The sequence below is a fragment of the Mycobacterium lepromatosis genome (assembly GCF_000975265.2).
Classification (GTDB): domain Bacteria; phylum Actinomycetota; class Actinomycetes; order Mycobacteriales; family Mycobacteriaceae; genus Mycobacterium; species Mycobacterium lepromatosis.
Window position 1 is genome coordinate 2,331,071 of record NZ_CP083405.1, and the last position, 21,799, is coordinate 2,352,869.

Here is a 21,799-nt window from a genome sequence, read left to right on the forward strand (position 1 = left end):
AAAACACCGTATATTAAAGTTTGCCCCGAGGAGTTTCGCGGCTGATCCCTTTACGGCGTTCCCTATCTACCTCGGCAGGAGGCTGGCGACCGTAACACGCAACCACGCCCGTAATCTACTAGGCCGCGAATCAGCTACGTCTCGGAAAGAAATTGTCTGCTGTGAAAAGCCACGTAGACGACATCCGGGGACGTACCGGTCGGCTGCAACCCGCGTACGGCTGCGATGCGGAGTGGCGGATAATGTTCGTCTGAGTGCACCCGGCACTGGATCGCCAGTCACTACTCGCACTCACGCTGCGGTTGGTGTCCGGGTTGACCTTCGCCAAGATCGCACGTGCGCTGCTGCAGACGAATACCGTGCTCGGCAAGCGAATAACCGGCGCCGAGAACAAAGATCCGGCACACCAATATCCCGGTGCAGGTGCTGCCCGGCGAGCTGTTGCCTCAGCCACAACACATAAAGCGCGGCCGCAACCAGCCATCGACACCAACGCCGGCACAGTGGGCTCGCTCGAGGATCAAGACCGCCATCGGTGGTATCCACGACCACACCACCGGTGGCCTGGACCGCCTGCTACAGACCCAAGGTTTGGGCCCGTATCTGCCGTCAGCAATGATCACCGCATGCACGTTGCGGCACCGACACTGGCCTAGCCACGCTGAAGCAGGTGGCGCATGATCCCCGAAACTGCCCGCTCGTTGCATCGCATCGGTGCGCACCAATCGGCTGAGCCGCGCGAACAGGCCCACCGAAACCGTCACCTAGTACAGAATCGCTTTGACAACAAGCGAATCCAAACCAAGACAGACCTTTCTGCTGCGCCGCATAGCACCGATTGATGCGTGCTACACCTCGGCGAAATTCCGGGTTATCGACGGGTCGACCGGAATGCCGGGGCCCATAGTCGTCGACACGGTGACCCGCTTCAGGTAACGGCCCTTCGACGACGACGGCTTGAGCCGAAGCACCTCATCAAGCGCGGCGCCGTAGTTCTCCGCCAGCTGCTTCTCATCGAACGATGCCTTGCCAATCACAAAGTGCAAATTGGCCTGTTTGTCCACCCGGAAGTTGATCTTGCCGCCCTTGATGTCAGCAACGGCCTTGGCGACGTCGGGGGTGACGGTGCCGGTCTTGGGGTTTGGCATCAGGCCACGTGGACCCAATACCCGAGCGATACGACCAACCTTGGCCATCTGATCGGGTGTCGCGACCGCGGCGTCGAACTCCAGCCAGCCGCTCTGAATCTTTTCGATCAGATCTTCGCTGCCAACCACATCAGCTCCCGCAGCTACGGCAACATCCGCTTTTTCGCCGACGGCGAACACCGCGATCCGGGCGGTCTTACCGGTGCCGTGTGGCAGGTTAACCGTGCCACGGACCATTTGGTCTGCCCTACGCGGGTCGACACCCAGCCGGATTGCCACCTCGACGGTCGCATCCTGTTTTGTTGACGACGTCTCTTTGGCGAGCTTGGCCGCCTGCAGTGGAGTGTAGAGGTTGGTGCGGTCCACCTTCGCGGCAGCAGCGCGATAAGCCTTGCTGCTTTTGCTCATTAAACTATCCAATCTTGGTGATGGGTCGTGGTTGGCAAGCGGGCCGAAGCTGGCCCTCCCACTTCATGTTTCGTCGAACTCTCACTCGGGCCGCGAACGGCCACGGATCGTCGTCCGACGGGGTGAACTATTACTCGACAGTGATGCCCATCGACCTGGCAGTACCGGCAATGATCTTGGCGGCGGCGTCGATGTCTTTGGCGTTGAGGTCAGCCTTCTTGGTTTCAGCAATCCCACGAACTTGATCCCAGCTGACCTTAGCAACCTTAGACTTGTGCGGCTCCGCCACCCCCTTGCCCAAACCGGCAGCATCGAGAAGCAGCTTAGCGGCGGGCGGCGTCTTTAACACGAAAGTGAAGCTGCGGTCCTCATAGACCGTGATCTCCACCGGTATGACCCGGCCACGCTGGTTCTCAGTGGCAGCGTTGTACGCCTTGCAGAACTCCATGATGTTGACGCCGTGCTGACCGAGCGCGGGTCCGACCGGCGGTGCAGGGGTGGCCTGCCCCGCCTGAATCTGAAGCCTGATCAGCCTGGCGACCTTCTTCTTCGTGGCCATTGGGTTTTCGTTGTTCCTTCCTCGGGGTTTAAATCTTTGAGACTTGACCGAAGGTCAGCTCCACCGGCGTTTCGCGGCCGAAGATCGAAACCAGCACCTTGAGCTTCTGCTGCTCGGCGTTGACCTCGCTAATCGTGGCCGGCAACGTCGCAAACGGTCCGTCCATGACCGTTACCGATTCACCCACCTCGTAGTCGACCTCGACAACCGGACGGTCCAACCCACCCGTCTCAGCGACAGCGTCGGTACTGGCCGCACCCTTAGCGGCCTTCTTTGTCGACCCCGGCGGCAACAAGAACTTCACCACGTCGTCGAGCGCAAGCGCCGACGGACGCGACGTTGCGCCGACGAATCCGGTGACCCCCGGGGTGTTGCGCACCGCCGCCCACGAATCGTCGGTCAAATCCATCCGCACCAGGATGTAGCCCGGTAGCACCTTGCGGTTAACCAGCCTGCGCTGGCCATTCTTGATCTCGGTGACCTCCTCGGTGGGCACCTCCACCTGGAAGATGCAGTCGCCGACGTCTAGATTCTGCACACGGGTTTCGAGATTGGCCTTCACCTTGTTCTCGTACCCTGCGTAGGAGTGGATGACATACCAGTCGCCCGGCTTGCTACGTAGCTCTGCCTTGAGCGCGACGGCCGGGTCGACCTCTGCAGCCGGCTCCATGTGACCGCCACGCGCGGCGGACTCGTCGATACTGGCTTCTTGCACGTCGACCGCCTCACCCGCAGACGTATCGCCGTCGAAGGTAGTCACGGTTTTCAGTCCTCTCTAATCACTTTCGAGCCTCAGCCGAACACCAACAGCACCAGCTTGGCCAGACCAAAATCAGTAAGGCCAACCAATGCCACCATAAAGGCAAGAAACGCCAACACAACTGAAGTGTAAGTGAGCATTTGTTTGCGGTTAGGCCAGATAACTTTCCGCATCTCTGCAACGACCTGCTTGAGGTAGTTGTAGATGAATACAATCGGGTTAGTCGAGCGATCCTTCGATTTCTTCGGCTTTTTGGCCTTGCCTCCCTTAGAACTACCAGCCTCAGTCGACGACTCTTCGACCTCGACGTTGGCTCCCGTATCCGCGGCATCCGCTGCTCGCTGCCGAGACCGCTTGCCGATAGGGCGTTGCGGTCGAGTTACCGGTTTTGTGACCACAGCCGTTCGGCCGCAGCTCCCACGACCGTCTTCGATGCCACCGCCATCGCTGGCCACGTAGCCCTCGTCGCTCACCGCGTGCTCCTTTGTTCGCTAGATATTCTCGCGAGCTTTCCCGCTCTGATGGGATACCCCCTAGTGTCCACCATGACACGTCTTTGCCTTCGGCAGGGGCGACAGGACTTGAACCTGCAACCTGCGGTTTTGGAGACCGCTGCTCTGCCAGTTGAGCTACGCCCCTTCGCGGCCGGTCTGGCCCAGCCAGACCGATCCAGCCAACCCATATACATCGGGGCGTACATGAAACGCGCCCCCCGCTCGTTCAACTTACGGAAAGCGCGCTTACACTCAACCACCCCCAGGTCTGGGTGTACTCGATTCCACTCAATCGCAGAAAAGCTAATAACAAGTTACGCGCTTCTGATGACCTGCCCAGATTCTTTGTCCCATTTTAGCTGACTGGAGTTGTCGCCTTGCTGACCCATCAACGTGGTGTAGGCCTCCATCACCAACTCGCCACCGTCGCTGGTACAGCTGTTCTTGGTCACCACGATATCGGCACCAAAACGTTCGTCCACCGAATGGATGTCCATTCGAGCCCACAGCTTGTCCCCGACAAGCACCGGCTTGTGGAAGACAAAGCGTTGGTCGACCTGCACGATCCGCATGGTCTCCATTCCTACGTCGACATTACGGAAAAAATCCAACTGGACGTATTTAGCGAAGATCGTCACAAACGTCAGCGGAGCAACGATCGCACCATAGCCGAGTTCAGCGGCCGCATCCTCGCTGAAGTAGGCGGGATGATCGCACTTGATAGCTCGGGCGAACTCGCGGCATTGCTCGCGGCCCACAATGAAGTAGTCTGGATACCGCCAGACCATCCCGCGGATATCAGTTTTCAGCGTCATAAGCTACGCCAGTTTCGCTGAAGCGATAGCCCGGCCGAAAATCTTCTTGCCACCGGTTGTGGCCGAGAGAGCGATGGTCACCGACTTGGTCTCCGGATCAACCGACTTCACCTTACCGCTAAACGCCAGCACGGCGCCTTGGCCGTCGTTGGGCACCGGCACTACCGCAGTAAACCGCACGTTATACTCGATGACCGCACCTGGGTCACCGACCCACGAGGTGACGTATCCGCCGCCAATACCCATTGTCAGCATTCCATGGGCGATCGCGGTGTCTAGCCCCACCACCTTGGCGATTTCGTCGTCCCAGTGGATCGGGTTCAAGTCCCCCGAAACCCCTGCGTAATTCACCAAATCTTGGCGGGTAAGCGGGTAGGTTTTTTCCGGCAGCAAGTCACCAACCTTGACCGAACTAAACTCACGCAGCGCCATCAGAAAATCCCTCTTCTCCATCCTCGCCTACACGACCCGCCAGGGTCGTGTAGGTCTCCTGGACGATGTCACCGACCTCATTGGTGACGACATTCTTGGTCACGATGATCCGGGTGCCGTGCGCCTCACGCATCGAATCCACGTAGACGTCGCAGTACAGCTTGTCGCCCGCCACAATCGGCTTGACGAATTTCAGCACTTGATCGATTTGTACGATCTGCTGGTCGGTTACCGCGATGTTCGCGTGCTTGAAAAACGCCGACTGCGCCTTGTAGCCGAATAAGCAGATGAACGTCAACGGCGCCAGCAGCCCCTTGTAGCCGAGTTCGGCTGCCGCGTCCTCTTCGAAGTATGAGATATCCTCGTTTTGCACAGCTACCGCGTACTCACGGATCTTTTCGCGCTCTACTTCGTAGTGGTCAGGGTACCGGTAGTGCATTCCGACGATGTTTGTGGTCAAACCCAAGGCTGTAAAACCTACCTAGTCACTCTTGGTAACCGCTTACGGGCGGCTACCGTGTCTCACGATGGGACTGGTGCTTGCCGCAATTTCGGCAGAACTTCTTCAGCTCCATCCGATCGGGGTCGTTGCGCCGATTCTTATTGGTGATGTAGTTACGGTGCTTGCACACCTCGCATGCCAGTGTGATCTTCGGCCGCACATCGGTACTGGAAGCCATAACGATTCTCTCTCAAATCTAGTGTCAAACATTTCGTCATTTGTGTTGTAGCGATGGCCGGACTCGAACCGGCGACCTAACGATTATGAGTCGTTCGCTCTAACCGACTGAGCTACATCGCCTCTGGGCTACCTCATCCTCGGATTCAAGGCCGCCTACTGTTCGGCTTCCGCCGAGCCCCCTAACGGAATCGAACCGTTGACCTTTTCCTTACCATGGAAACGCTCTACCGACTGAGCTAAGGGGGCCGTTCTAATCCGAAGCAACCAGTCGCGCCGCGGGCCTAGAAGTTAGAGTACAGCCTGGTGCACAATGCCACCAAACCACGGGGGGCGTGATGGCGGTCAGCTGGGAAAGTCGTGAAGCGTTAATTAATTATAATTACACAATGAACAGACGATGGCTATCCCGGGATCACCCGGCGTCGTTGCTTCGGCTCGTAAGCCAAGCATCGGGGTTGCTGAACTCGTCATATTCTGGATCTTGTTCTGCGGGATTTCCGACACTGGCCTCGCCAAGGAGAGCCTTTAGCGCCAAATGGACAGCCTCTCGTCTGCCTAACAACCCGTACCGACGTATGACCTCTTGGACTAGGTCGTCGTCAACCTCTATCTCGACCTTCTTCAGCATTAGGCCAATAGTACCCGGTAGCTCTAGCCCGAGGTCCGATGAATACTGGCGACACTTAAAATGTACGCCATCAATCGGTAACTTGCCGACAATTTATGCGATGGCGCTCTGGACAGTCTTGGACGAGTATTAGACGGGACCTAGTCTAGTGACGTGTCAGATTCGGACCGGCTGTACTTTCGGCAACTGCTCTCCGGACGCGATTTCGCCGTCGACGATGTGGTCGCAACGCAGATGCGCAATTTCGCCTACCTGATCGGCGACCGCCAGACCGGGGACTGCGTCGTGGTCGACCCGGCGTACGCCGCCGATGATCTGGTGGACGCACTCGAAGCGGACGGTATGCGGCTGTCTGGAGTGCTGGTGACGCATCATCACCCCGACCATGTGGGCGGTGTGATGATGGGTTTTCAGCTAACAGGATTGACCGAGCTACTGGAGCAAGTAACTGTGCCCGTGCACGTTAATACCCATGAGGCGCTATGGGTTTCGCGAGTCACAGGAATTGGCCTCGGTCATCTGACCACCCATGAGCACCGCGACAAGCTCAGCGTTGGCGATATCGAAATTGAACTGCTGCACACACCGGGCCATACACCGGGAAGCCAGTGTTTTCTGCTCGATGGCCTGCTGGTCGCAGGAGACACGTTGTTCCTGGAGGGTTGTGGCCGTACCGACTTTCCGGGTGGCAATTCCGACGAGATGTACCGCAGCCTGCAGCAGCTCGCGCAGCTTCCGGGTGACCCTACAGTGTTCCCAGGGCACTGGTATTCAACCGATCCCAGTGCCACGCTGTCGGTGATCAAGTGTTCCAATTACGTGTACCGTGCCGCAGATCTCAATCAGTGGCGCATGTTGATGGACGGCTGAGGAATTGCTGTGCAACGTGCTGACCTACCGAAATTACGTCCGCAAGAGAAATGCTTCCGACATATTCCGCGCCAGGATCGAGCTCCGGCCCCGCGCAACAGGGTAAACTCAAATCTTGTTCAATCGACGAGCTGTTCGTAGCGCAAGAACACCCATGAACGATTAGTTACCTATAGTTATTATCTATAGTTACAAAGATTCCATCGCGGTCATCAAGGATGGATGACCGCAAAGTCGATGCCCTAGGACCGACCAGGCAACAAGCTCTCAACTAAGCGATCGACCAAGCCGACAAAAAACGTTTGGTGTACTGGTGATCACTGGGAATGATCGATTCTTCAGTAGCGGCTTCGACCTGAAGGGCCTGACGTCCGGGCAGAGCCAATTAGCGATCGACATGCTTAGCGGCGGCTTCCAGCTTAAGTGATACTAACTCTATGTCCTATCCCAAACCAGTAGTGATGGCCTGCACCGGCCACGCCGTCGACATGTAGAGCATTCCTGTTGCCCGTAGGCGACCACTGGGCGGCAAATCACGTAATACAAGCATCAGGCCAACGAAGTTACGATCGGCATGACCAATCACCTACACAGCACTATACGATCATAAGACCTACAACTAACACCACTAAATCTACCAGCAAGCCACTGTTCTGGCCAAGACGTTATTTGATGACACTGCCCTAGCGAGTAGGCTTCGTCGACGGCGAACATACTGCCTGAGATGGCGCGGCATCCGCGCCGAAGAAGCCGAAAAGGAATTCGCTGACTTCAACCCAGCCGGTTCAACTTTGCAACCAGGTTGCGCACCTGCACCGACGCGTTCACAGCCATCCACACCGGAATCGGTAATACATTAAGCCGAGTTCGTATATAATTCAACGACTCTACTCAAAAAATAAGAACGGCTTTCTAGGCAATCGCTTCCCACTAACCTCCTCCACTACGTAAGTGTGATACGTCGTCGTCACGCCATTTTGTACTGATACCTCCAAAAAATAAACCGGCAGAGACCACTTGCTAAATGCTTTCTAGCGTTACACCGAAAACCATTGGTGTACAGTGATTTTACTGTCAAAGGTCAATAAGACGCAATAGTCCGATGGATGTGATTTCCTTTTTCAGATCGAGATTTAAGTTGATGATGCGCATTATGCCGTCGCTGAACTACTCATTGATCAGTTCTTTGATAACACCGCTTTATACCTGGATCGCTTCACATTAATACAGATACAGCGTGCACAGGTTGGTCTATTCTACCAAGCTCCATCGCACATCGGCGAAGGCAATCTTGCCCGCCTCAATCATGACTGCCCTACCATGCCGGATTCCGACAGTTGCCGGGTGACGGTGTTCCCCGAGAGCTTTCTTACCGACAAAGCGTCGACTAGCTCAGTCAACGACGTCTGCGCACATGCCGACAGGGGCATGGGCGCTTTACTCGTCCTTACGTAGTGCTTTTGAAGTTTTTAACAACTCTGCACACCATTTCGGCTAGTGTCCGTTTCATCGCGGCCAGCGCAATGCCGGACCACCAGTATCGGGGAGATGCGATTGATGAAGTATCTGCACAGCGACAATCACAACCGTAGAGCTGAGCCTGACACTAGCTGGTTGCGGCTCTGACAACCAGAGTAATAAAGAGTCAGTCTTGCCATCTACCAGCGCATCGGCCTGGACAAACACGGCATCGTCGGCAACCAAACACGGCACCTGCCGTGGACACTAAGTACACCATCGGCGCCTACACCCGGGACAATCGCATCACCGACACCCCGGTCCAACACAGCGATCCCGGTTCTCCCACCATCAATCTGCCAGTACCCTCAAGGTTGGTAACTACTCAACGAAAGCACCGACGCGCCTTACCGAAACATCGTTTTGGCTCAGCCTACTGATCTCTCAGATCTGCCCACCATCGTGGCGCTCGTCTTCAAGCTCACCAGTGACGTCGACCAAACGAAGATTCTGCAATACGCTCCAGGCGAGTTGCAGAACCTGTCTGGATACCAGGGCTACGGCGACAGAACCCGTCCAGACGCGGCGGTTTTTAAGCGTGGCAGCTAACCAGTTCATACATGAAAGACGGCAAGAAGCGTGCAGTCACGCAGAAAACTGCGATGATACCCGGCTAAAGTGCGGTGGTTCGTGTTGCGGCTCAATACCAACGCCCTCGACACCGATTCGGGACAGCTGATGGACGCCACCCACGTCATCGGCGAACAAACGACCACCGCCTCCCGTCTCTCGCGACAAGCCGTCAGACCTCTACCGTCGTTCTCAGGCATCAGGATTATCGACGTCGGGTCCGACTTAGAGTGAACCTAAAGACGCATGCAATCCAGAACGGCGCCACAGTCCTGTTGAATCAGTTGAATACACACGACGTGGACTGTGTTTATCTTTCCGCTCTCCGTTATGGCACCAATCTGAGAGGTGCTGACCTGCCGCATAAATAACAGGAAACCAAGTTACTTCCGGTGTCGTCACGAACCTCCTAGCGGTCAGCCTGACATCCGGGCATTATAAGATCACCGGCCACAGCCAAATCGTCTTTCTGCCCATCGTCGCCGGGAATTCAAAACGGCTCCGTGAAGTTGCACACAGCACTGCAAAAACAGATCCTGACGACTGTCTTGTCGCCGGACACGCTCACCTACGGCGAAAATCCCGCCATCGACTCTGGCCCCGAATGGCCCTCGCTGCTGGTCAACCTGGGGTCGGGTCAACCCGCAACGCGGAAACCGCAATAAAACATTCCCAGAGGGTGCAAAACCCCTCCAAAATTGATTTACAATTTACGGCGCGCTCGCTTCGTCGCCAAGTCGGTTCCGCGCGACCCAACTGTGGCGGAGATTCCGTTCGACCTGCTTATCGGCGAGGGGCACGGTGAGACCCCAACGAGAGTTGCACTCGCGACTGTCGTTGTCACCCCGCAACAGACTGATCAGGTTGACCGGATGCTGGCCGAAGTCGAATGATCTCTGATCATCACCGAACATGGTAGCCCACGGACGAACAGGACGGCGCTCTGGTAGGCATCGCAGAAAGCTCGGTTTTCGAGTTCATGTCGCCCGTTTACCACAATTTTCCGCGATGCCGATCGGCGACCTGACCACGAACGCGAGTTCGGAAGACCTCTCCCACAACCTCGAAACGCTGGCCGCCAGCCTGGCCCAGTGATCGACCCGGTTAGATGTTACTAAAACCGCTGCAAGCCGAGCCTGTCATACGCAGAACTTTCGGGACCAAGGCATCGAAGATGACCACCAATCCGGTAAGCAGAAAACGATTTCATGCCTGCAGCTAGGCTGTTAGCAGAACTACACGACACACAGCCCGACGATGCGATTTGCGTCGACGAGATTACCGCCCAAATACCACAGATGATTTAGTTCCTCTTCGAGTGCACGCCAATTCGACCAATATCGCGGCTGGGTCGGAGCTTTCGGAACCAGCCTAAGTACTGCTTTGGGCGTCGAACTTGCCCACCAGCACCAAACTTGTAGTGTCACTACTTGGCAACCGTCACCTACGGCACAACATTCCTACATCTAACATGATAATCGACACACAGCCTGGCACGATCAGCCTCGAAAACCCATAAAGGATATCTCGACTCTTTCTGGAAATACGCGCCCCGCAGGTCTCCCAGTGATCGCGCTGACCATTGGTCTACTCGCTTGCGCTGCGCCGATTTCAATGGAGTACGGGATCCACAATCGAGGCGTTGCACAATCAGCAACGATGCGAACGAAGCCCACGTCAAGGTAAAGGCTACCTATCCGGACGACCCGATCAAGGACCCGAAAGCCGCGGGTTATGTGTCCAGAAATTCTTCACCGATTACAGCCAAACCGATATCAACGACGCAGGAAAAGCTTTCTCTAGCATATTCCCTATTCACCCATATCCATTAAAGAGTCAACACTCTGCTCCCTGGACTCATCACCCATCGCATCTCCCCAGGCTATCGTGATAGGCGACCAACTGCAACCACGACGCTGCTCGGCTGACGTCCCGAACTCGGTCGGCTAACTTCGAGAATCGAGGTTCTTTTGACGGCGTACAAAGACACCCCCCAATGGCGTACAAAGACACCCCCCAATGTAGTCTTACGGTGTTGACATGGCAGAACAGGCGTATGCCATAAATATCGGAAACCCGCCGAGGGGGGTTACTGCGTGTTGTCAACCCGATCCTGGACGCTCTGCCGCGCACTTCGCTCGCGGGCCTCGCCCGCAAACAAAAGACATTTCGGCAGTTCTCAATTCCGGTGAGTATCCACTCGATCGACAACAGTTTCTATGCGTTGACCGGCGCGATTTGGAAGTAGAGCTCCGCGGCAACACTGCCGCTAAGATCGTCTACGATGGGAAGACGACCGCTATGCGGGGAACGCACCGAGACCGTGCGGTGGACTCTAAGATCTGTACCTGCGGTACGACCAGAACTACGAAATCAAGCGCGCAGCTGACGATAGGACTAAAGATTTCGTGAACAGTGCGTTTTGGCACTCGAGGAGTTCGGCCAGGAGGTAAACCGGATGTAGCTGGCGTCCGGTTTACGCCAGCGGGTGAGCCATCCCCATAGACAGCGGGAACGATGAGCCTTCAGTCAAGTTGGTCGCGCAGTGGTTCGATCAATCGGATCAACCTGGCCTGATGCGAATCTTCCCAGTAGACCTGGCCTCATAGTTGGATGCGGCTAAACTCCTGATGATAATATCGGCGGGTAAAAGGCTCGAGTTGGTCAATCACCTCATCTTTAGTGGGCGGCCAGTTGAACCTCCGTCGCCCCGCCTGACCAGCAATGTGCCGTTTAGATTTCATGGTGTGGTTGTGCTGGTTGTTGGTGGTTATTTCTTGCTGGTTTGGTTTTGTGTGGTTGAGGGGTGTGGTGGGTTATGTGGTGGGGATCGGTGGTGTGGGTTGTGTTGGTGGTTTAGGGTTGGTCGCGGCGTAGGTGGGCTGCTTGCAAGGGCCGCCGAGTAGTTGGTGTTGGTCACCGGCCGCGACATCGAAGCTGGCGATGCTGGGGGTGCGTCTGGTGTGGCGGGTGGCCGGGGATCAGTTGCGCTTTTCTGGTGATGTGTTAGCCCGCCACGCGCACAAGTCACCAGATCACGCCGTGGATGGCTTTTATCTTCCTTCCGCGGTCGATCCCCACAAAAAGTCAAGTACTGCCCTAGGCTAGAGCACCGCCGTACGCGTCATCACCGGCTGCGAGGTCATCGACGAACTGTGAAACCAACACGGCACCAACACAGCCGGGGGCACACCGGCTGGCCGAGGGCCGGTGAACAAACAGACACCCCACAGCCATAGCATGCACCCGAAAGCGCCCCCAACACCCAGCGCCAAGACCAGTTCCGCATCGATATCGCCTTCGACACCGTCCACGCGCCCAGCCTCTGGGTATACATCACTACGGCAGCCAGGCAACGCCACCACGTGACGTGTTTGAGTGTGGCCGGGCTAATCGTGCTCACGGCGGGAAAGGAAAACGAAGTCTCATCGAAAACAGGCGATCATGCGCCGACGTGGCTGCGTGCGCCGTCCAAAATGGACGATGCTGTCGTGCTGTCTAACGCCTGGAGCCGCAGCGTGCGTACCAATACGCAGCGAGTCCCGGATTCATCGATACCTACCGACAAGTCCGGTTATCCGGCACCGTTCGTCGGAACGGGCCACAATTCAAACCGGCTACCCGGTCGTCTCAGTCAGCCACTAAGGTGAATGATGAATTGTTGCGACCGTCTTGGTCGGCGGAGAGCGCCGTGTGCTACTGGACTTTGCAACCATCCTGCCCCGACCCGGGAGTGCGCCCACAACTCTGGACCAGATATTTAAGACCTGGTTCGATGAGTTCAGTAGGTAACTGTCCCGGACCGGGATTGAAGACTTCATCGCGCTTCGCGATGTGATTACGATGGTGCAACGGCTCGAATTGGTTCGGCACATCGGCTAGGTCATCGACTACAAAGTCGTTAACTCGGCACCGACGGACGGCAGCGTTAAGAGCTGGCGGGCGGCAATGACGTAACGCGGGAACTGAGTGTGCACGACTACCACGCCAACCTCGGGCCACAATCTAAAACAATGAACGCTACTCTAGACGAGCTGGATACCCCTTTCGGATACCGAATTACTCGAACTTACTGCGCTGGTGAAGGTCCTTAGGATATCCAGCCACAGCACAGAGGCCCAGGACTGAGTTCTGAGTCCGTGTGGCTACCACGCGATGGCCGCTATTCCCAGGCTGTAGTTCGCCCACGTCGATCTTCCTGCCCAGGCCCCGTTTTGGGAACACTGCAGGACCTGCTGGAAGCCAGCTCTAGAGACCGGCAATCGGTGAACGGCTGGGGCGCGATGTGGGTCCATCAGATCCAAGCAGGGCTCTACCACAGCTGGGCGGGGTAGACAATCGCTACCCATTCGGCTGAGCGCGGCTACCCGCCGGAAACGGGGACATTGGCTGGAGGCGCCTCAGGCGACGACGGGAGCGCTGGCCCACTAGATCCGGGCGGCGGTGGCGGCTGGTTGAGGATGAACGGGACCGGCAGAGAATGCAAGTTGCCCAGTTGTACGACGAGGTTGTAGGTACCCGGACCGATCGCTGGTCGAGGCAGTGGACAATGCGGCGATGACCCCATCCCGGTCCAGGTCACCGAAGTCGTCACCTGCTCGCCCGGCGTGAAGGTTTTGACCAGGGTCTCGTTAGACGGCGCGCAGTCCAGGTTGGACCATAGCCGCTTGTTATCTAGCGAGTAAACGTAAGCGGCCAGCACTGCGGCGCCGACGTCGCGTTTGCAGGACACCAGCCCGATGTTGGTGACGACCATGGTGAATTTCGGCTGGTCGCCAATGAAGTATTGGGGCACGTTGGTCAGGCCTTTGACGGCGAGTGTCGCATCGGGGCAGTCATCACCTTCCCTCAGTACCGGCGGCAGTTGGACTGCAGCGGTGGGCGTGGAAGGATCGGGGTTGCGACCTTGCGGCGACGCGGCTGCGGGCTTGCTGTCCTGCCCAGTCGGGGGTGGCGCCTGAGGTGTTGCCGAATCCGGATAGTTCTGTGCGGATCGCGGTTTGTCAGCATTGGCAGGTTGAGCAGCGGCACCACTGCCCACGACAGCAACAATCGCTGCGATCGCGATCACGACGACTGTAATTCCGACAGCGAGTCCCCTACGTCGCCAGTAAATCTCGGTAGGTAGTGGGCCACGCGGTTCCAGATCCAGCACAGTCCCACGGTAGGGCCAGGTCACGTCGACGTGATCGAACTGGCTCGGCGTGTCGCGCGGTTAGCCGCCAACTGTCTGTTAGGGGCGATCGCAAACGCGGCCCAGCCGAGTACAACGGTTCACTACCATCGAACCCCAGGAGCGGTGCAAAAGTCGAACTTACTCACCAATGTTGCCGATGTGAGTGCGCAACACTGCCCGTCCGTCGGTGAGACGATAGGTCACGCCGACGATCGCCAAGGTGCCCGCAGCCACCCGCTGCGCGATGACCGTCGAGCGGGCCATGGTCTGCGCTACCGTTTCATGAACGTGACGTTCTTCGAACTCGTCGACACGAGTCAAGCCGTCGCGGCGGCCCAGCAGGACCGACGGCGCTACCCGTTCCACCACATCCCGCACATAACCACTTGGCAAATTGCCCTCGTTGATGGCCGCCAAAGCGGCATTGACGGCGCCGCAGCTGTCATGCCCAAGCACCACGACAAGCGGTACGTCTAGTACTGTCACCGCGTACTCGATAGAGCCGAGCACCGCCGAGTCGATGACATGACCGACGGTGCGCACCACGAACATGTCACCCAGGCCCTGGTCAAAGACGAGTTCGGCGGCAACTCGGCTGTCCGCGCAGCCGAATATCACCGCGAGGGGTTTCTGGGTATCAGCCAGGCTGGCCCGATGCTCGACGCTCTGGCTGGGATGCGCCGGTTGGCCGGCAACAAACCGCTCGTTACCCTTTTTGAGTGCTCTCCAAGCGGCTATGGAGTTGGTGTGACGCATGGCATGCATTGTGCCTCAGATAAGAATTCCGACCAGCGAGTTGCTTGACTGGTACCGACAATCGCGCCGTGACTTGCCCTGGCGACAGTCCGGTGTCACCGCATGGCAGATCCTAGTCAGCGAGTTCATGCTGCAGCAGACGCCAGTGGCCCGAGTGTTATCGATCTGGCCGGATTGGGTGCGGCGCTGGCCCACACCGTCGACCACCGCCGCAGCTAGCGCAGCGGACATACTACGTGCCTGGGGCAAGCTGGGCTACCCGAGGCGGGCTAAGCGCTTACACGAATGCGCTACCATCATCGCACGTGACCACGACGATGTGGTTCCTGACGACGTCGATGTTTTACTGACCTTGCCAGGCATAGGCAGCTACACGGCACGAGCCGTCGCGTGCTTCGCTTACCGTCAGTCCGTTCCAGTGGTAGACACCAATGTACGTCGCGTGGTGGCCCGTGCCGTGCATGGCCGAGAGTACGCCGGCCCGCCATCTGCAACGCGCGACCATGCCGACGTTTCGGCATTGTTGCCGGGCAAGGAAGCGGCGCCGCAATTTTCTGTAGCGCTGATGGAGTTAGGCGCGATCGTGTGCACGGCACGGTCGCCGCGATGCGGGTTGTGCCCACTTAACGAATGCGCATGGCGGCATGCCGGCTATCCGCCCGCGCAAAGGCCGGCGCGACGCGCGCAACAATACGCAGGAACTGACCGCCAGGTTCGCGGTAGGTTGCTGGATGTGTTGCGGGACAAGGATTCTCCGGTTGCCGACACAGAGCTTAACGTGACCTGGCTAACCGACTCCATCCAACGTGACCGGGCGCTCGATTCGTTGCTTGCGGACGGCCTGGTGACCCGAACAACTGACGGCCGGTTCGCTTTAACCGGCGAGGGGTGAGTACTTTTCAGAGACGCCCAGCGCAGCTCGCTAAGAAAGACACGACAGCCTGCCGATATACCTGCGTCGCTTCATCGTGAATCAGATGACCAGCTTCGGGGACATGCAAGTAGGTTGTTGGACAAGCTGTTTTGGTCATGGCGAGCATCTGACCGTGCGGCGTTACTGAGGTACCTGCCTCGATCAGCAGCACTGGCGACCGCACAGCAAGCCAGTGTTCCCAGTAATCGCGGGTACCCCATTCAGCTGCGATTTCGATCCATCGTGCGATGTGACCGTGCAGCTGCCAACCGGTGGAGGTACGGTCAAAGGCATCCAGAAAGTACTGACCGACTACCGACCCGAATTCATCGAATACCTTTTCGGCAGAGTCAAATTCGACCGGAATCCTACGCAACCAAGGCTCCCAAGGACCGGTGCTGAAGCCGCGAAAATCTGGCGCCATATCCTCGACCACCAGGGCCGAGACTAAATCCGGACGCTCAGCGGCCAGACACCATGAGTGCATAGCACCCATCGAATGTCCGACCAGCCTGGCAGGCACTCCCAACGTGCTCACCGCATCTACTAGATCGGTCACGAAGCGTTCGGTACTGATCGGATATGGATCGACGACATTACGGCCCCGGTGCCACGGTGCGTCGTAGGTGTAAACGGTGCCCAGCTGGCTGAGCCACGGCAGCTGACGCGACCAGGTGTTGCCCCGGCCCATCAGACCATGGACCAGGATAAGTGGTTCGCCGCGTCCACCGCGGCGGATCAACAGATTGGTAGACACACAACCATCTTGCCGTGGCTAGCCTTTGAGCAAGACGGGCTTGTCCCGGATTGCTCGAGGGTTACGAGAGCCGCCGAGTCAGCCCGCATCGTAACCAGGTATAGACCACGGTAGCCTAACTGAATGCCAGTGGTGAAGATCAATGCAATCGAGGTACCCGCCGATGCTGGCCTCGAACTGGAAAGGCGGTTCGCCCAGCGCGCGCATGCGGTCGAGAACTCTCCCGGCCTCCTCGGCTTTCAGCTCCTCCGCCCGATCAAAGGCGAAAACCGCTATTTCGTGGTGACACACTGGGAGTCCGATGAAGCATTCCAGTCATGGGCGAACGGTCCCGCTATCGAAGCTCATGCTGGTCACAGTGCCAACCCGGTGGCGGCTGGCTCATCGCTGCTGGAATTCGAGGTTGTGCTGGACGTTGCCACAACCAGCCAGAAGAACTAGTCGGCACCGCGTAGCGGCGTTGACCGCCACCGCCGCACTGGTCGTGACTATGGCGCCGAGTTGCGCCCGCTCCGCTGCCCCGTACACGAACACCGCGGATCCAGGACTGCAGATCGACACCAGGACTCCGCCCGGTGTGCGCGCCCAGCAAACCATCGACATGCTTAATTCGGACTGGCCCATCGGCCCGGACGGAGTTCGCGCTCTCGTGTCGCATGACATGGTGGAAACGGTTCAAGCCACCTTGGAAGAGTTGTGGTGGGATCGTCCCTTCACCCTCGACGGTGTAGACATCGGCGCTAGCGTCGCAACGCTGCACCTCATCTCCTCCTACGGGGCACGACAGGACATCCGAATTCACACTGACGGCAATAGCTGGGTTGACCGGTTCGACCTCAATACACAGCCACCGTTGATTACTTCGTGGCACGACGTCGACGCCGCGTTAAGCAAGACTGGTGCCCGCTACTCGTATCAGGTTGCCAAGGTCGATAACGGTCGATGCGATCCGGTACAGGGCACCAACACTGCCGAATCCTTACCTTTGGCATCGATTTTCAAGTTGTATGTTCTGCACGCTCTGGCGTATGCGGTACGCAATGGCACGGTGTCCTGGTACGATCAGCTAACCGTTACCGACAAGAGTAGAGCTGTGGGCTCTTCCGGTTTGGAATTACATACCGGAGAACATGTTTCGGTTCGTACTGCCGCCGAGAAAATGATCGCAAATAGCGACAACATGGCCACCGACTTGCTAATCGACAAGATGGGCACGCATGCCGTCGAAGAAGCGCTCGTCACAGCTGGCCATCACGATCCAGCCAGCATGACTCCGTTCCCCACAATGTATGAGTTGTTCTCGGTGGGCTGGGGTCAACCAGATCTACGCACCCAATGGAAACAGGCATCCCAGCAACTGCGTGCCCAACTGTTACAGCAGGCGAATTCCACTCCCTACCGACCGGATCCAACCCGCGCTCACACTCCGGCTTCCAATTACGGCGCCGAGTGGTACGGCAGCGCCGAAGACATCTGTCGAATCCACGCGGCGCTGCAAGCAGACGCCATCGGCCAAGGCACACCTGTCAGACAGATCCTGTCCGCCGTCGCAGGTATCCAGCTAGATCGCAGTGAATGGCCGTATATCGGAGCGAAAGCCGGCGGTCTGCCAGGTGACCTCACCTTTAGTTGGTACGCCGTCGACAAGAAACAACAGTCCTGGGTAGTGAGCTTTCAGCTGAACTGGCCCCGCGACCACGGACCGACCTTGACCGGCTGGATGCTCCAGCTCGCCAAACAAGTGTTCACACTGCTTGCCTCATGATAACATCTTATAACCTCAGCTTCCAACAGTCCCCGTGGTAATGCATCACAACGCGATTAACCGGAATGATATCGATACATTTAAGTACTTTCAGGCAAATGATAAATGAAGTCCGGCGGAATCGCCATACAAATCATCGCTGGGTGTGTTAATATAACCGTCGTTAAGGTGTTGTTAGGTCAATGCCTGCAACCATTCTTCCATTCGGTCAATCAGGTTGACAACCGACTCGCCACCATACGGAGCCCGAACTGGATCGGCCAGCCACACTGTTAGGTTGTCGGACCTGACGTCGAGAACCTCGGCAGGAAACCAGGATAGACAATCACACCTGAGGCATTTCGCATCGGTTCGGGTATCTCGTCAATAGTTGGGCAATAGCACAAATACCACGGCTGCAGCAAGCCCTACCAAAATCAGCATCGCAGCCAGATACCATCCAGTGCGCGTGCCGATCGTGTCCGTTCGACCTACAGTCGGAGGAGTAGCCGAATATTTCATGAACGGTACAGGTACACGACGACGAAAAATCACGCCGCTAACAGAATCGAAATAGCTGTAATCCAGGGTTGTTAGCGGAATCTTTGGTGCAGAAATACACTCCGTATATCCGGCAGAACAGCACGGCAAAAGTACACCTATCCGCGACACCGAAAAACAACATGCCGAAATCTAATCCGGCATTCTACTGCACAACCGCGGGTAAACAACTTAACACCATGCTCGTGCGCACCCTGGGCGTGCTCAACTCCGGCGCGGAACGTCCTCAAACACAATTGCACGGTCTATCACCGACTCGGTGAACGGTCATGCGAATAGAAATGCCAGTACAAGGCGTCGACCGCGTCCACCAACAAACTGCGGGCGATAAGACACTTCTCCAAGCCGCCGCCAGGTCAGTGGCAGGGGAACCGAGCAGATGCCGTGCGTTGTGCACGAACTTATTAACACGTGAGTCGCTGCCAAACAGCGACAGCGCACTTTTGTCCAGACCAACGAAATACAACGCGAATAGCGCTAAGAAGCGCTACTACCGTTGACTAGAGTACCACACTTGTTGCCACAGACAACCGATCAGATATGCGTGCCCGTTGCCGGAGAATTGACCACAGTCCACTTCTTCTCAGGATCTCGCATCACGACTGGGTGCTGATGACGGGCACAGGGTTTAACTTTGAACAGTAGCTCGACCGTTCTGGAAGTTGCCAGGGCTCCAATAATACATTAACAAGCACTAGACAACATTCGTTAGTTTGAACCGTGGGCCATTGCTGGCAGGTAAGCTGGGCTAGGCTGGAATCACCCGGGCTGCCTGTCAAACTTGGAAACCTAGGGCGCCGTAGCTGGCTTGAACTTTGACTGCCGTCACGCCCGAATCTACCCGCGCCACCGCTGCCGTACAACAACCCCCGGCCCCGCCGGACTGGACCCATAATGGTCACCTCAGGGAGCACCGTTGCCGATCCAATAGCCATCTCCCACGATCGGCCTCAGCGAGCGCGTTCACCACGTTCAACAAGGGCCTGCTACGCGCTAGCGACAGCGACCTTGATGCTCAGATAAGTTGTTGCACCCGAATTCATGAGTTAGACGAGCTGTTGATGAAACATCACCGTCGTCGCACTCAACGCCTGACACCCTGGAGCGTGTTCCGTAATCATCGCGAGTTCAAGGCCTGCACATAGTTGCAGCGGTTCCCGGGATCTGCGATCTCACGTTGTTGTGTGGTGGCCGGGGGTGTTGGTGTTTGTGGCAGGAATTGTTGGTCGGTTTCATAGGTGGCAGGTGAAGTAGTGTTCTGGTGTGCCATCGCTGGCCGATACGGTCGGGAGTTTGGTGGGCTAGCCTAGATCTTGTTGGCGCTGGGTGTTGGGGGCGCTTTCGGGTGCATGCTATGGCTGTGGGGTGTCTGTTTGTTCACCGGCCCTCGGCCAGCCGGTGTGCCCCCGGCTGTGTTGGTGCCGTGTTGGTTTCACAGTTCGTCGATGACCTCGCAGCCGGTGATGACGCGTACGGCGGTGCTCTAGCCTAGGGCAGTACTTGACTTTTTGTGGGGATCGACCGCGGAAGGAAGATAAAAGCCATCCACGGCGTGATCTGGTGACTTGTGCGCGTGGCGGGCTAACACATCACCAGAAAAGCGCAACTGATCCCCGGCCACCCGCCACACCAGACGCACCCCCAGCATCGCCAGCTTCGATGTCGCGGCCGGTGACCAACACCAACTACTCGGCGGCCCTTGCAAGCAGCCCACCTACGCCGCGACCAACCCTAAACCACCAACACAACCCACACCACCGATCCCCACCACATAACCCACCACACCCCTCAACCACACAAAACCAAACCAGCAAGAAATAACCACCAACAACCAGCACAACCACACCTGGCGTGAGGGAACTCCGCCACTTCGAGGTGATGCAGCGATTTTGCGACCGGCTCTAGCCGGGTCAAAACATCAGCAAAGCCCTCGATAAGCAGCCGCTCGTTACCATCAGCGTCCAAGATGACCACCACATTTCGCCCACAGCGGGCAACGCTCCACTCGTTCTCTTGAACATTCCAGGGCGGCATGGTCGACAGCGCCTCGCCGGTATCTAGCCTGTGCTCCAGGTCAACAACAAGGCAATGCGTCAACGCGACCAGCTCACGCAAGTTGGAAACACAGTCACAGATTCACCCCTCCAGAGTGCCCAGATGCTGCGATGACCTTATATTCCAAAGGATTTCGTCGATATGGGCACGCGTCTTGTTGACCGTTGCGCTAGCCGGCGCCGATGACACCGCACGCTACCCGTTTGCCGGCGTCACCGGTGCTCATCGTCGTCGCGTCGGGACCTGGTGTGCCGTTGACCTGGCTGTAGCGCTCCGGCGGAATGTTGCCGAAGTTGTCGGCACCCTCGTGAATGATGATGGCGGTCTTCTGACCGGCTAGTAAATCGTTCATGGTGAACGCGTCCGTGGTGGTCACTAACGTCCCAATACCGTCTTTACGCACCTGAAGCGAGGTAAGGTTGCCACTGGCAGGCTCGACGGTGTGTCCAGGTACCTGGAAGTGCCCGCCGGCGGATAAGAAGTCGCCGGGTGCGCCACCGGTTGGCGCAACCGAGTGAGGCTCACACTTACCCACCTTGTGGATGTGAACTCCGTGGAATCCTGGCGCCAGCTGACCAACGCCGGTCGTCGCGATCGTAATGGTAGCAAATCCGTCGTTGAATTCGAACTTCGCCGTCGCGACCTGGGTGCCGTCGGGCGCATTCAGATGAGTGATTATATTCGGCGGCCCCATCGACTCGGCCTCGGTACCCAACATTCCTGACGGCGCGGGTGATCCAGTCCAAACCGTTGGAGTGGCACCCGGCGAGGTCGCTGGGGGCTGGTTCGGGGTACACGCGCTCAACAGAGCGACGCAAGTGGCCACAAACGACAAGGATAGCGCTGACCTGGTGACGGCAGCGACATTGCGGTGACCGGCGAGTTTAGACATAGTGAGAGCCTAGCCTGGCGTTCCCGACATTGGCGGCGGTCCGCAAGAGACTCCTCGATAA

General features: G+C 57.4%; 28 protein-coding genes, 3 tRNA genes and 4 pseudogenes. 13 read left to right on the forward strand and 22 right to left on the reverse strand.

Going from position 1 to position 21,799, the window contains the following annotated elements:
• Positions 1 to 281 precede the first annotated feature (281 nt).
• Positions 282 to 407, reverse strand: coding sequence for a hypothetical protein (locus MLPF_RS17745; RefSeq protein WP_282435812.1), 126 nt, complete (start codon positions 405 to 407; stop codon positions 282 to 284).
• Positions 408 to 417: 10 nt separating this feature from the next.
• On the opposite strand from MLPF_RS17745, the gene MLPF_RS11160 reads away from it, so the two are divergent.
• Positions 418 to 681, forward strand: a complete 264-nt coding sequence (locus MLPF_RS11160) for a hypothetical protein (RefSeq protein ID WP_175266459.1) — start codon at positions 418 to 420, stop codon at positions 679 to 681.
• A gap of 167 nt (positions 682 to 848) precedes the next feature.
• Here the strand turns inward: MLPF_RS11160 and rplA are convergent, their stop codons facing one another.
• From rplA to MLPF_RS11220, 12 genes are all read right to left on the reverse strand, one after another.
• On the reverse strand, positions 849 to 1,556 hold the full coding sequence (gene rplA, locus MLPF_RS11165; RefSeq protein WP_045843475.1) for a 50S ribosomal protein L1: 708 nt from the start codon (positions 1,554 to 1,556) through the stop codon (positions 849 to 851).
• 130 nt (positions 1,557 to 1,686) lie between these two features.
• Complete coding sequence (gene rplK / locus MLPF_RS11170) at positions 1,687 to 2,115, reverse strand: 50S ribosomal protein L11 (protein WP_045843476.1); 429 nt, start codon at positions 2,113 to 2,115, stop codon at positions 1,687 to 1,689.
• A gap of 28 nt (positions 2,116 to 2,143) precedes the next feature.
• Positions 2,144 to 2,875, reverse strand: a complete 732-nt coding sequence (gene nusG / locus MLPF_RS11175; RefSeq protein ID WP_045843477.1) for a transcription termination/antitermination protein NusG — start codon at positions 2,873 to 2,875, stop codon at positions 2,144 to 2,146.
• A 32-nt stretch (positions 2,876 to 2,907) separates the two neighbouring features.
• Complete coding sequence (gene secE, locus MLPF_RS11180) at positions 2,908 to 3,348, reverse strand: preprotein translocase subunit SecE (protein ID WP_045843478.1); 441 nt, start codon at positions 3,346 to 3,348, stop codon at positions 2,908 to 2,910.
• Positions 3,349 to 3,441: 93 nt separating this feature from the next.
• Positions 3,442 to 3,514 (reverse strand) — tRNA-Trp (locus MLPF_RS11185).
• Between the two features lie 169 nt (positions 3,515 to 3,683).
• Positions 3,684 to 4,184, reverse strand: coding sequence for a (3R)-hydroxyacyl-ACP dehydratase subunit HadC (gene hadC / locus MLPF_RS11190; protein ID WP_045843479.1), 501 nt, complete (start codon positions 4,182 to 4,184; stop codon positions 3,684 to 3,686).
• 3 nt (positions 4,185 to 4,187) lie between these two features.
• Complete coding sequence (hadB, locus tag MLPF_RS11195; protein WP_045843480.1) at positions 4,188 to 4,616, reverse strand: (3R)-hydroxyacyl-ACP dehydratase subunit HadB; 429 nt, start codon at positions 4,614 to 4,616, stop codon at positions 4,188 to 4,190.
• Entirely contained in the window at positions 4,603 to 5,055 is a 453-nt protein-coding gene (gene hadA, locus MLPF_RS11200; protein WP_420329623.1) for a (3R)-hydroxyacyl-ACP dehydratase subunit HadA, read from the reverse strand. Before hadA ends, hadB begins: the two co-directional genes overlap by 14 nt.
• A gap of 73 nt (positions 5,056 to 5,128) precedes the next feature.
• The gene (rpmG, locus tag MLPF_RS11205) at positions 5,129 to 5,296 is read right to left on the reverse strand and encodes a 50S ribosomal protein L33 (RefSeq protein WP_045843482.1); all 168 of its coding nucleotides are present in this window, start codon (positions 5,294 to 5,296) and stop codon (positions 5,129 to 5,131) included.
• Positions 5,297 to 5,344: 48 nt separating this feature from the next.
• Positions 5,345 to 5,418 (reverse strand) — tRNA-Met (locus MLPF_RS11210).
• 53 nt (positions 5,419 to 5,471) lie between these two features.
• Positions 5,472 to 5,544, reverse strand: a tRNA-Thr gene (locus MLPF_RS11215).
• 166 nt (positions 5,545 to 5,710) lie between these two features.
• A complete protein-coding gene (locus tag MLPF_RS11220) occupies positions 5,711 to 5,926 on the reverse strand; it encodes a type II toxin-antitoxin system VapB family antitoxin (RefSeq protein WP_045843483.1) in 216 nt (71 codons plus the stop codon).
• A 153-nt stretch (positions 5,927 to 6,079) separates the two neighbouring features.
• On the opposite strand from MLPF_RS11220, the gene MLPF_RS11225 reads away from it, so the two are divergent.
• From MLPF_RS11225 to MLPF_RS11255, 7 genes and pseudogenes are all read left to right on the forward strand, one after another.
• Positions 6,080 to 6,796, forward strand: coding sequence for an MBL fold metallo-hydrolase (locus MLPF_RS11225; RefSeq protein ID WP_045843484.1), 717 nt, complete (start codon positions 6,080 to 6,082; stop codon positions 6,794 to 6,796).
• A 172-nt stretch (positions 6,797 to 6,968) separates the two neighbouring features.
• Positions 6,969 to 7,673, forward strand: a pseudogene (locus tag MLPF_RS17750) (crotonase/enoyl-CoA hydratase family protein).
• Between the two features lie 687 nt (positions 7,674 to 8,360).
• Positions 8,361 to 9,028: pseudogene (locus tag MLPF_RS15870) on the forward strand (LpqN/LpqT family lipoprotein); the annotation flags it as partial.
• Between the two features lie 359 nt (positions 9,029 to 9,387).
• Entirely contained in the window at positions 9,388 to 9,549 is a 162-nt protein-coding gene (locus MLPF_RS11240; RefSeq protein WP_156147196.1) for a hypothetical protein, read from the forward strand.
• Positions 9,550 to 9,582: 33 nt separating this feature from the next.
• Positions 9,583 to 9,777, forward strand: coding sequence for a hypothetical protein (locus MLPF_RS11245; RefSeq protein ID WP_045843485.1), 195 nt, complete (start codon positions 9,583 to 9,585; stop codon positions 9,775 to 9,777).
• Between the two features lie 1,831 nt (positions 9,778 to 11,608).
• Positions 11,609 to 11,761, forward strand: a complete 153-nt coding sequence (locus tag MLPF_RS11250; protein WP_156147131.1) for a hypothetical protein — start codon at positions 11,609 to 11,611, stop codon at positions 11,759 to 11,761.
• A complete protein-coding gene (locus tag MLPF_RS11255; protein ID WP_237817102.1) occupies positions 11,762 to 11,992 on the forward strand; it encodes a hypothetical protein in 231 nt (76 codons plus the stop codon).
• Here MLPF_RS11255 and MLPF_RS11260 read toward each other — a convergent pair.
• On the reverse strand, positions 11,989 to 12,198 hold the full coding sequence (locus MLPF_RS11260) for a hypothetical protein (protein ID WP_237817199.1): 210 nt from the start codon (positions 12,196 to 12,198) through the stop codon (positions 11,989 to 11,991). The genes MLPF_RS11255 and MLPF_RS11260 overlap by 4 nt on opposite strands.
• 129 nt (positions 12,199 to 12,327) lie before the next feature.
• Between MLPF_RS11260 and disA the strand changes: the two are divergent.
• Positions 12,328 to 13,218 (forward strand): annotated as a pseudogene (gene disA / locus MLPF_RS11265) (DNA integrity scanning diadenylate cyclase DisA); the annotation flags it as partial.
• Positions 13,219 to 13,247: 29 nt separating this feature from the next.
• Here the strand turns inward: disA and MLPF_RS11270 are convergent.
• Positions 13,248 to 14,039 carry a hypothetical protein gene (locus tag MLPF_RS11270; RefSeq protein WP_156147204.1) on the reverse strand — a complete coding sequence of 264 codons (792 nt, stop codon included), beginning with the start codon at positions 14,037 to 14,039 and terminating at the stop codon, positions 13,248 to 13,250.
• A 159-nt stretch (positions 14,040 to 14,198) separates the two neighbouring features.
• Entirely contained in the window at positions 14,199 to 14,816 is a 618-nt protein-coding gene (locus MLPF_RS11275) for a carbonic anhydrase (RefSeq protein WP_045843488.1), read from the reverse strand.
• Between MLPF_RS11275 and MLPF_RS11280 the strand changes: the two genes are divergently transcribed.
• A complete protein-coding gene (locus MLPF_RS11280; RefSeq protein ID WP_045843489.1) occupies positions 14,815 to 15,708 on the forward strand; it encodes an HhH-GPD family protein in 894 nt (297 codons plus the stop codon). The genes MLPF_RS11275 and MLPF_RS11280 overlap by 2 nt on opposite strands.
• A 7-nt stretch (positions 15,709 to 15,715) precedes the next feature.
• Here the strand turns inward: MLPF_RS11280 and MLPF_RS11285 are convergent, their stop codons facing one another.
• Complete coding sequence (locus tag MLPF_RS11285; RefSeq protein ID WP_045843490.1) at positions 15,716 to 16,486, reverse strand: alpha/beta fold hydrolase; 771 nt, start codon at positions 16,484 to 16,486, stop codon at positions 15,716 to 15,718.
• Positions 16,487 to 16,609: 123 nt separating this feature from the next.
• On the opposite strand from MLPF_RS11285, the gene mhuD reads away from it, so the two are divergent.
• Together mhuD and MLPF_RS11295 are read left to right on the forward strand one after the other, a co-directional pair.
• Positions 16,610 to 16,927: a mycobilin-forming heme oxygenase MhuD gene (mhuD, locus tag MLPF_RS11290; RefSeq protein WP_045843491.1), complete on the forward strand. Its 318-nt coding sequence runs from the start codon at positions 16,610 to 16,612 to the stop codon at positions 16,925 to 16,927.
• Positions 16,890 to 18,251, forward strand: coding sequence for a Cpe/LpqF family protein (locus tag MLPF_RS11295; RefSeq protein ID WP_420329621.1), 1,362 nt, complete (start codon positions 16,890 to 16,892; stop codon positions 18,249 to 18,251). Before mhuD ends, MLPF_RS11295 begins: the two co-directional genes overlap by 38 nt.
• 363 nt (positions 18,252 to 18,614) lie before the next feature.
• Here the strand turns inward: MLPF_RS11295 and MLPF_RS17755 are convergent, their stop codons facing one another.
• The gene (locus tag MLPF_RS17755; protein WP_156147200.1) at positions 18,615 to 18,902 is read right to left on the reverse strand and encodes a CbtA family protein; all 288 of its coding nucleotides are present in this window, start codon (positions 18,900 to 18,902) and stop codon (positions 18,615 to 18,617) included.
• Positions 18,903 to 20,107: 1,205 nt separating this feature from the next.
• Here MLPF_RS17755 and MLPF_RS11305 point away from each other — a divergent pair.
• Complete coding sequence (locus MLPF_RS11305) at positions 20,108 to 20,278, forward strand: hypothetical protein (RefSeq protein WP_237817104.1); 171 nt, start codon at positions 20,108 to 20,110, stop codon at positions 20,276 to 20,278.
• Here MLPF_RS11305 and MLPF_RS11310 read toward each other — a convergent pair.
• From MLPF_RS11310 to sodC, 4 genes and pseudogenes are all read right to left on the reverse strand, one after another.
• A complete protein-coding gene (locus MLPF_RS11310) occupies positions 20,275 to 20,505 on the reverse strand; it encodes a hypothetical protein (protein WP_237817102.1) in 231 nt (76 codons plus the stop codon). The genes MLPF_RS11305 and MLPF_RS11310 overlap by 4 nt on opposite strands.
• Entirely contained in the window at positions 20,506 to 20,631 is a 126-nt protein-coding gene (locus tag MLPF_RS15875; RefSeq protein WP_272946133.1) for a hypothetical protein, read from the reverse strand.
• Positions 20,632 to 20,669: 38 nt separating this feature from the next.
• Positions 20,670 to 20,990: pseudogene (locus tag MLPF_RS11315) on the reverse strand (glutamate-cysteine ligase family protein); the annotation flags it as partial.
• Between the two features lie 25 nt (positions 20,991 to 21,015).
• Positions 21,016 to 21,738 (reverse strand): superoxide dismutase[Cu-Zn], encoded by a 723-nt coding sequence (gene sodC / locus MLPF_RS11320; RefSeq protein ID WP_045843499.1) that lies wholly within the window; start codon positions 21,736 to 21,738, stop codon positions 21,016 to 21,018.
• Positions 21,739 to 21,799: the final 61 nt, after the last annotated feature.